The sequence below is a fragment of the Synechococcus sp. R55.7 genome, from assembly GCF_047461955.1.
Lineage (GTDB): Bacteria > Cyanobacteriota > Cyanobacteriia > Thermostichales > Thermostichaceae > Thermostichus.
Map to the genome: position 1 here is coordinate 1 of NZ_JANSIC010000109.1, position 9,049 is coordinate 9,049.

9 protein-coding genes are annotated in these 9,049 nt (G+C 59.5%); 2 read left to right on the forward strand and 7 right to left on the reverse strand.

Translation table 11 applies throughout. The features are described 5' to 3' along the window. Positions 1–250 precede the first annotated feature (250 nt). Positions 251–1,360, reverse strand: coding sequence for an RpoD/SigA family RNA polymerase sigma factor (locus NW820_RS07330; RefSeq protein ID WP_414407108.1), 1,110 nt, complete (start codon positions 1,358–1,360; stop codon positions 251–253). A 320-nt stretch (positions 1,361–1,680) separates the two neighbouring features. On the opposite strand from NW820_RS07330, the gene NW820_RS07335 reads away from it, so the two are divergent. Next, on the forward strand, positions 1,681–1,938 hold the full coding sequence (locus NW820_RS07335; RefSeq protein ID WP_041436246.1) for a helix-turn-helix domain-containing protein: 258 nt from the start codon (positions 1,681–1,683) through the stop codon (positions 1,936–1,938). A gap of 324 nt (positions 1,939–2,262) precedes the next feature. Further along, entirely contained in the window at positions 2,263–2,628 is a 366-nt protein-coding gene (locus tag NW820_RS07340; protein WP_414407109.1) for a hypothetical protein, read from the forward strand. A 93-nt stretch (positions 2,629–2,721) separates the two neighbouring features. Here the strand turns inward: NW820_RS07340 and NW820_RS07345 are convergent, their stop codons facing one another. The 6 genes from NW820_RS07345 to NW820_RS07370 all read right to left on the reverse strand — a co-directional run. After that, positions 2,722–4,014 carry a Glu/Leu/Phe/Val family dehydrogenase gene (locus tag NW820_RS07345; protein WP_414407110.1) on the reverse strand — a complete coding sequence of 431 codons (1,293 nt, stop codon included), beginning with the start codon at positions 4,012–4,014 and terminating at the stop codon, positions 2,722–2,724. Positions 4,015–4,086: 72 nt separating this feature from the next. After that, on the reverse strand, positions 4,087–4,758 hold the full coding sequence (locus NW820_RS07350) for a diacylglycerol/polyprenol kinase family protein (protein ID WP_414407111.1): 672 nt from the start codon (positions 4,756–4,758) through the stop codon (positions 4,087–4,089). Between the two features lie 9 nt (positions 4,759–4,767). Then, a complete protein-coding gene (locus tag NW820_RS07355) occupies positions 4,768–5,061 on the reverse strand; it encodes a c-type cytochrome (protein ID WP_369791762.1) in 294 nt (97 codons plus the stop codon). Positions 5,062–5,360: 299 nt separating this feature from the next. Continuing rightward, the gene (locus NW820_RS07360) at positions 5,361–7,166 is read right to left on the reverse strand and encodes a glycoside hydrolase family 3 N-terminal domain-containing protein (protein ID WP_414407112.1); all 1,806 of its coding nucleotides are present in this window, start codon (positions 7,164–7,166) and stop codon (positions 5,361–5,363) included. Between the two features lie 147 nt (positions 7,167–7,313). Beyond that, on the reverse strand, positions 7,314–8,729 hold the full coding sequence (locus NW820_RS07365) for a RecQ family ATP-dependent DNA helicase (protein ID WP_414407113.1): 1,416 nt from the start codon (positions 8,727–8,729) through the stop codon (positions 7,314–7,316). 93 nt (positions 8,730–8,822) lie between these two features. Further along, positions 8,823–9,049 (reverse strand): hypothetical protein (locus NW820_RS07370; RefSeq protein WP_414407114.1); only part of this gene is annotated, 227 nt, incomplete at its 5' end.

Here is a 9,049-nt window from a genome sequence, read left to right on the forward strand (position 1 = left end):
CTGAGCGCCAGAGGAAACCGATCAGCCAACTCCTCAACGACCAAAGAGGTTAGCTGCCAAAGTCCTTCCCACTGGCTCTGGTCGTGAAGATGAGGTAGCCGGGGGGTCATCAGCCCCAATAGGCTCAGGGGATAAGGGATCCTTATCATCGCCGCTGCAAGGGGCTATGGTGTTCAACCCAAGAAGATTGAAAAAAGGCTATCCCTGGGCAGAAGCTGGCCCGGAAATCGGTCTGCCAGGCCTGTAGCCACTAGCGAATGTACTGAGCCAAAGCCCGCGAAGAATATCCCACCCGCAACTTGCGCAGGGCATCCCGCTCGATCTGACGAATCCGTTCCCGCGTTAGGTTGAAGTGATCCCCCACCTCCCGCAGGGTTCTCGCCTGTTGCCCGTCTAACCCATAGCGCAACTCCAGCACTTGCCTCTCAATCGGCTTCAGGGTTTGCATGGCAGAACGCACATCCTGCTGCATGGATTGCACGAGGATCCCTTGAAAGGGCTGCTCTTGCCGCTCATCTTGCAGCAAATCTCCAAGGCGGCTTTCTCCTTCCTGGCCGACCGGCACATCCAGCGACAGGGGCAAAGCAGCAGCCTGTTGGATCATGCGCAGTTTCTTGACTTTAATGCCCAAGGCTTCTGCCAGCTCCGCTTCGGTGGGCCGCCTCCCCTGCAGCTTCATCAGCTCGCGGTTGGTGCGCTTGAGCAGGCGTACTTTGTCGACCATGTGTACCGGCAGGCGAATCGTCCGTGCTTGATTGGCAATGCAACGGGTAATGCCTTGGCGAATCCACCAATGAGCATAGGTGCTGAAGCGAAACCCCCGCTCCGCATTGAATTTTTCGGTGGCCCGAATTAACCCGATATTGCCCTCTTGGATCAGATCCAAAAAGGGCACCCCCCGATTGAGGTATTTTTTGGCAACACTGACCACCAGGCGCAGGTTGGCGTTGACCAGCTTGCGCTGAGCCTGCTCCCCTTGTCGGATGCGGGAGCGTAGGGTGGATACGGAAATCTGCAGGGCCTCGGCCAAAGCCTCGTCACTGGGATCCTCCCCCCGCCGTTGCCGCCATTCCTGCCGGGCTTGGTCGATGAGGAGCTTTTGCTGAATTTTGCGCGACAGCTCGATTTCCTCAGCGTGATCGATGCGGGGCACGCGACCGATGGTATTCAGGTAGTGATCGACAGCGTCTTCATTCAACCGGGATCCGCCGGCCCCTGGCTCTGAGTCAACTTCTGCGAGGTCGTCTTGAGGGGCAGACTCGGGGTCGAACCAGAGATCGTCGAACTCCTGAGGCGAAGAGACAGAGTGTTCAGGATGAGGACGAGAAAAAACCACAGCCAGGTGAGGAGAGAACTTCATCTCCCAGTCTAAAAAGGTTTCTGCTGCTGCTGCGAGCGAAAATCGATCATGCCCCTCTTTTTTGTCCGGAGATTTTTCCGCTTGGATGCGGGAACAGCAGGGATCCCGTCCGTCAAGTCCTTGTAGGCAAGGGGTCGCTCGCCAAAAAGCGGTAAGCGATTTTCGATCTAGACCTTGAGATAAGATTGTTCCTGAGCCGGTTAGCTCAACGGCTGCCGGGTGGGATCCCAGGAAAAGGGAACCTTGCCAGCTCAGGCTACCATGTGAGGATCCCTCAACTTCCTCAGTCTGGAAAAGAATATTTACGGCTTTCTGCTCCTATGGAGTCTAACGACCGGCACCATCCATCGGCCAACTTGATTGGGGAGCGGGTGCGCTGGGTACGGGAGAAGCTGCAACTCACCCAAGATCAACTGGCGGGCCGCTTGGCCAAGTACGGTGTGCAGTTGGACTACGTCAAGATTGGCCAGGTGGAAAAGGGAAAACGGCGCGTCATCGACAAGGAACTGGTGGCCTTTGCCAAGGCGTTGGGGGTATCGGTCACTTGGCTGCTGAGCGGAGATGAATCCCACCTGTAGCGGCCTGCGGGAAAGTACATCCGATACAGGGATCCCGAACAAAAGGACGTGAAGATACTTAAATACCTTGTACTCTCGGACGTGATCTCAGTCATTTTCCGTGTAAACACGGTAGGCTGGACTCATGAATAGATTGGCTTGAGGCCAAACCCCAGCTTTTCCTTGACCATCCGCGGGGGTGGGAAAAGCAGAGAGATACAGCGCCGCGCCGGAAGTACGGGTTTTTCCAAGAAGGATCTGGATCACAGGCTTCTTCACCTAAACTTGATATTGTTGACTTGGCGTTAAGCTCCCGCCGTTTATCTGTTTGTGTGAGGTTTGCCGATGCTCTCTTTCTTCTTCAATTCCAACAAGGCCAACAGCCGACAAACCGGAGGCCACCGTCTGCCTGCTGCCAGCAAAACCACAGGCACGCAACGGATCCCTAACTACAGCCGCCTGTCCGCTCCCCATGAAGTGCTCAAGCAGGAAAGGCAGATCAAGCGGGAGCAAGAGTTTACCGAAATGGAGCAAAACATCAATCGCATTCGCTACTTCTACCAAAAAGCAGATATGCCCCTGGAGATGCGACAAATTCTGACCTACCGTAAGCTGATGGAGCTGGACTACTTTACCCCGCAGGCGGCAAAAGAGCTGCTCAAGCAATGGCAGCAGCACGAAAAGCAGGAGCAAGAACGCCGTCGGGCTTGAGAAAAGGAATACCTCCAGCAGAGTTTGGGCAGCCGAACCCTGGCAAGTGGGCTTGTTGAGCCAAGAGTTCCCGGTCTCCAGGTGGGGGAGCGTCTACGGGTAAAGGCCGCGATCCTGTAGGGCTTGCGCCACTCGGCCTACCCCCAGGGTGTAGGCAGCCAGTCGCAGCGACACTTGCCGCCGTTCTGCCTCCTGCACCACCCGTTCAAAGGCACGTACCATCAGACCTTCCATTTCTTGATAAACTCGCTCTTCATCCCAGAAGACGTAAGAGAGTCCCTGCACCCACTCCAGATAGCTCACCACCACTCCACCGGCATTGGTTAGGATATCCGGCAATACCTGGATCCCTCGCGATTCCAAAATCCGGTCGGCGGCGAGAGTGGTTGGCCCGTTGGCAGCTTCTGCCACGATCCGGGCTTGAATTTGGTGGGCATTGGCTTCGGTAATTTGGTTCTCTAGAGCAGCAGGGATCAACACATCCGCTTTTTGCACCAGCAGGTCGGCATTGCTGATGGGCTCAGCCTGTGGAAAGCCCGCCATGCGTCCTCCCCGTTCCTTCATGTAAGCTTTGAGGGCGGGGATATCCAGTCCTTTGGGGTTATAAAGGCCCCCAGAACTGCCGGAAACCGCCACAATCTTAGCTCCCGCCTCATGCAGCAAGCTGGCCGCTGCTCCACCCACATTGCCAAAACCTTGGATTAACACCGTTGCCCCTGCCAGGGATCCACCACGTCGGGCCAAGGCTTCCCGTACCGTGATCATCACCCCCCGTCCGGTGGCCAGTTCTCGCCCTCGGGATCCCCCAATCGAGAGAGGTTTGCCCGTCACCACTCCCGGCACCGCATGCCCGACATTCATAGAATAGGTATCCATCATCCAGGCCATCTCACGGGCAGAAGTTCCCATGTCTGGAGCGGGGATATCCTCTGCAGGGCCGATATCCTTGATCAGCTCGCTGGTGTAACGGCGGGTGATGCGCTCCAGCTCCGAGACCGAATAACGCTTGGGATCGAGGGGGATCCCCCCTTTGGCCCCACCGTAGGGAATGCCCATAAGGGCGCATTTCCAGGTCATGAGCATCGCTAAGGCCGATACCTCTTCAAGGGTGACCGCGGGATGGTAGCGGATCCCCCCTTTGTAGGGGCCGAGAACGTTGCAATGCTGCACCCGATGGCCGGCCAGCACTTGGATTTGTCCGTTATCCAGCCGCACGGGGATCGCCACCGTCACCACTTTACGGGGGGTGCTGAGGATTGCCACCCAGCCGGGATCCAGTTTCAGCTCGCCAGCTGCCCAATCCAGGTAGCTACAAGCCTGGGCAAAGGGACAGATGTGGGCGGGAGAGGGAGGGGCAGAAGAGGCCAGCGCAGGACTTGCAGCCATGGTGGAGAAGAAGAAAGGGCTGTTTCCACGCTATACCGCCGGGGACGGGAGAGGAACGTTTTGTAGCAAGCGTTACAAATAATTGAGGATCTGGATCAAGACGAAACAGAGGCCGGCACTGGCCAGGGGCACGGTCAGGTTATCCAACCCCCACCAAGAGAACACCTCCAGCCCCATAGCCATCCCTCCCACCAAAAGGCTCACTCCGAGCAAAGGGAGAGAGAAGCCAAAGTACCCCAGCAGCAGAGCCGCGATCACCAAGCTGCTCACCGCCCACATGGTCAGGGATCCCTCCCAGCTTTTTTGAATGGATCCCAGTTGGTAGGGGTGTTGGCCCCAAGTTTTGCCCACCAAGCCCGCCAGGGCGTCGGCCCACGTCATCACCAATATGCCGATCACCGCGAAGACCTGTCGCTGGGGACGCCAAAACCAAAACAGCAGCAGGCCAATGCTGACGGCGTAGAAACAGGTGCCAAAGCTGCGGCGACCGACTCCATTCAAGCTGGGCAAGATGGCCACTCGGTAGGAGAGCAGCGCCAAGCCGGCGAACACCAGAGAGAATCCCACCCCCAGCCAGCGAGGCACTTGCAAAGCCCAAGCCAACAAAATGATATTGCCCACACCAATGTGAATGGCCTTGCGCACCCATTCCCCGTCCACCTGCCGGGAGCGCAGCCATTCCGCAAAAGCAAATACGGCGGCCAGCCAGAGAGCATAGCAAGCAAGCTGCTGGGCCAGGCCCATGAAACGGCCTCAGAGGGTTTTCAAGTAGCTGAGCAGATCTGCCATCTCCTGGGGATCCGGCTGGAACTGGGGCATGGGAGGCGTTTTGCCACCGGTCACTTGCTGAATGATAAACCGATCCGAGCGGCGGCTGCTCACCCCCCGCAGACTGGGCCCCACCCGCCCATCCGCTTCTTCTCCGTGACAGGCGGCACAGTTGAGGGCAAACAAGGATGCACCATGGCTAACCTGCCCCTGTAAGCTGAGGACGGCTTCCGTGTAGGGATCCAGACGAGCCTCAGCACTTAGCCAAGCCCAGGTCAATATCGCCAGCCCTAGGCCGAGGAGGGCAAGACCCAGCCGAGTTTTCTGAGCCCAGACACTTGTAAAGAATCGCTGCAAGGATTTGAGGAAGGGTTGTAAACGCTGTTGGGATGAAGGCTGAAGTCGCTTTTGCTCAAAGCCGACGCAACTGCCAGTTGATGACTGGCTGCTGCGGGATTGAGTGGTCTCTGAGAGGGAGGGAGACACAGACAACGCTGAGAGAAACCGTTTCAATCTTTTACATTTCAACCAACACGATAACTCAGGAGCCTTTCCCTGCCAATAATCTGTAAAGGTATTTACTTTTTCTTAATGGTTGGCTGGGCCACGTGAGACTTTGATCCCTCTGAGGGGGAACGGTTGGGAAAGAGCCGCCCCATCACCTCCGCTTGGGCCCAGGGATCCCGGTTGAGGCTGTGGATGGCATTGGCCCATGGAAAGTGCGCCTGCAGGCGGCGGTAGAGAGATAAATTACCATAAATGACGACGGCTGCCACCCGCTCCCGATGCTGTTGCAGCCAATCCAGCACATAGTTGGGCAAGGGATCCCGAAGGAAACCTTGGAAGATGAATCCTGGGGCGTTGTCTAGAGCGGCTTCCAACCAAGGCAGGGGGGTAAGGGCATCGCTGAGCACAGGAAGCATGCCTAAGGCAGCCGGAACATGGAGGGCGGGAGATTGCAACTGCACATCGGCAGCACCCAAGGGGGGATCCTGCCAGATCCAGTTCAACCATCCGGGCTCTGCGGGCGGGCTGAGGGGCCGGCCTCCTTCCACGCCACCGCGGGCCATAGCCGCTTGACAGGGGGCGATATCCTTCTCGGCCAAGAGGGATCCCAGCTGTGCGGCTCTGTGCAGAGCAGAGGTCAGGTGGGAGCGCCTGTTGAACAACTTTCCCAACGCCGTTCGCGTCCGCGGAACGGAGTCCTTGTCCTTGGAGATGGGATCCCCCAACAGCAAAGGCTTCAGTTGCTCGGCTGGAGAGCCACGGTTGAGGGCTGGATCTGTGGGATCCCTGGCTCCCATCCATCCGCCAAGGGCGCTGAAGTCGGTTTCTGCCAGGGCCGGCCACACCTGTTTGAGGAGAGCTGAGGCGGCGGGTAGGAGTCGCTGTTTGGCCCGCAGCACCCGCGTCACCGACTGGGCAAGCTGGTCTGTGCTGAGGGATCCCTGTTGCACCGCTTCCAAAACGGCTGCCAAGGATGCCATCGGATCGGGGGGGGCCAAAATTAGGTCGGCACCGGCCTGGAAAGCCCGCACGGCCAATGAGTTGGGCCCGTTAGCATTGGCCAGCTCTGCCAAGCAGCCTTGATCGAGGCTGTCCACAACAATAAGCCCGCCAAACCCCCATTCCTGGCGCAACAGTTGGGTTAGCCGCCCCGGCAGCAGGGTGATAGGCCAGCGCTCATCCCACTCCGGCAGCACCACATGAGAAACCAAGATCGCCCCCACCTGCTCCACCAAACCTCGAAAAGGCAGCCAAGGTCCCTCTTGGAGCTGGGCTAGGGTCAGGGTTAATCGGGGGCACCAGGGGGTGTCTGTTGTCTTTGGGGATGGCTTCAGTCCGGCCTGAACCGGATCCCTCCAGCCTTTGCCCGGAAAAGAGCTGGCTGTGGTTAGGATCCCGCCTGTGCTGCCCGGGGTGGCTTGCTCACATCCGCGCACAAAAGCTCGCGCCAGTTGCAAAGCAGACAGGGGATCCTCCGCCAGCGCCCCTTCCCCCAGCGGCTCTGCCACCGGGCTGAGCAACCAATTGATGCCGATGGCCGCCGCCTCCCGCGCCGTGATCCGCCCCCACTGCTCGGCCCAGCGCTCGGCTTCCGCCCCCAGGCGGCTCAACCCTAGAGGATGGGGGAAAGGGGTCGCCCCCTGCAGGGCCAGCCCCCGCCCGACCTCGGCTGCCACCAAAAGGGGCAGAGCCGCCCAAGACTGGGCCTCCTCGATCAGCAGCAGGGCCTCGGCCACGTGGCCATCCGTGAGCCAGATGCCCCCGATCCCCACCTCCTGGATAAGCCGTTTGAGGATCTCTCGGGGAGGAGACTGGGATCCCAGACGGGCCGAGACCGGCACCACCAACAGTTGCGCCACCTGCCGGGCTAGGGACAAGGGTCGATCCAGTTCCTCGAGCGGAGATCCGGAAACACTCATAGGCACAGCCGAAAGTTCGTCAGCAAGGGGAACTGCTCCCTTTGCAGAAACGCAGATCGTGATAGCCACTCCTGCCGGTTGCGGCTCGCAGCGGGCTGTTGAGGGCTAACGAGAAAGCCGACAACGGTCACAGGTGCCACAGGGCAGGCCGGGCTGCTCCCCAGGGTAGCCAAAATAGGGCAAGATCGCCTGCCACCGACAGCCGCGGGCGTGGATGAGGGCTTCCATCCCTTGCCAGGGATCCTCTCGTCTTAAAGGCTGCCAACGGCGGTGCAACACCTGAAAGTGAAAGGGATCCGGCCACCGCAAACAGCCCATCTCCTGCAGCAGACCCAAGGCCACCCGTGCCTCTCCGGGGGGCAGATCGGCGTAGGATCCCTGATGGGGTAGGGTTTGGAGCAGGTGGCGTGCTCGGGCCTGAAGGCGCTCCTGCTGGGAATAGAAATAGGCTTGGCGCCGGCGATCGCTGGGATCCAGCAGGCCCGTCGGCTCCGAGACCAGCATCAGGGCCCGGCAAGGGCCACCATCCCGACCGCCTCGTCCCACCTCTTGTAAATAATCCATCAAGCTGGGCGGGGGATGAAAATGCAGCACCCAACGCACATCCGGCTTGTTGATCCCCATGCCGAAGGCGTTGGTGCAGACCAGAAAGCGCAGTTCCCCCTGCAGCCAGGATCGTTCTAGCCGGCGGCGGGATCGCGCTTCCAGTCCCCCATGGTAGGTGGCGGTTTTCAAGTTCTGTCGGCCCAGCCACTCGGCCAGCTCTTCCCCATCCCGTCGGGTGCGCACATAGACCAGACCCGACCCGGGATTTTCCCCCAGGAATCGCAGCAGACGGCGACGACGATGCGCCGGGCTCCAGGCTATCGCCACATTGAGGGAGATATTGGCCCGCAGGGGATCGGCGCGAATGCACTCCGGATCCCGCAGCTCTAGGATTTGGCTGAGGCGGCTGCAGGTTTGGGGGTCAGCCGTGGCGGTAAAAGCGGCGATGGGAAAAGAGGGCTTCACCGGGGCCAGAGCCGGGCGCAGCAATCCCAGACGGCGGTAGTCGGGCCGGAAGGATCCCCCCCAATGCACCAACGTGTGGGCCTCATCCACGATCAGGCCGTTGATTTGCACCTGAGGCTGTTGCAGCCGTTGCCAAACGGGGGGGCTGAATAGGGTCTCCGGCCCCAGATAGAGCAGGCGCAGTCGGTTTTCCTCAAGGGCCTTCAACACCCGCTTGCGCAGGGCTGGATCCAGTTCGCTGTGGAGACAGGCTGCCGGCAGCTTGCGTTTCCAGAGATCCTGAACTTGGTCTTCCATCAGGGCGATCAGGGGCGAGACCACCAGCGTCACCCCTGTTTGCAGCAGGGCTACTAGCTGAAAGCACAGGGATTTGCCAAACCCCGTCGGCAACACCACCAGCGCGTCGCGCTTGTCCAGCAGAGCGCGGATCACCTGATCCTGGGGTGGGCGCAGCGTCTCGTAACCCCAGTGTTGCTTGAGGGCCTGTTGGATTTGCTGCCAATCCTGCAAACGGCAACCCCCTTTTCAACAATTTCCTTCAGCAATCTACAGCGATTTCGGGAGAAGCTGTCTTATAGGCTATTTCAAATCCCGCTGAACCTGCTAGCTCCCCTCTCCCAAGGGGTGAGGGCGCAGAGGATCGGCCCCACCGGCTTGCCTGTAGGGGATCCCTGTCACACCTATCCCCGTGTCCAGGGGGCTGGGATCAGGATCCCCGGCAGAGAAGGGATTCTCACCTGCTGCATGGGTGAAGGTGTCGATGGCGGCGGGCTTGTGCGATCCTAGAGCTGGGACTTCCCGCCTGCTTCGATACTTTTCCCATGACTGCC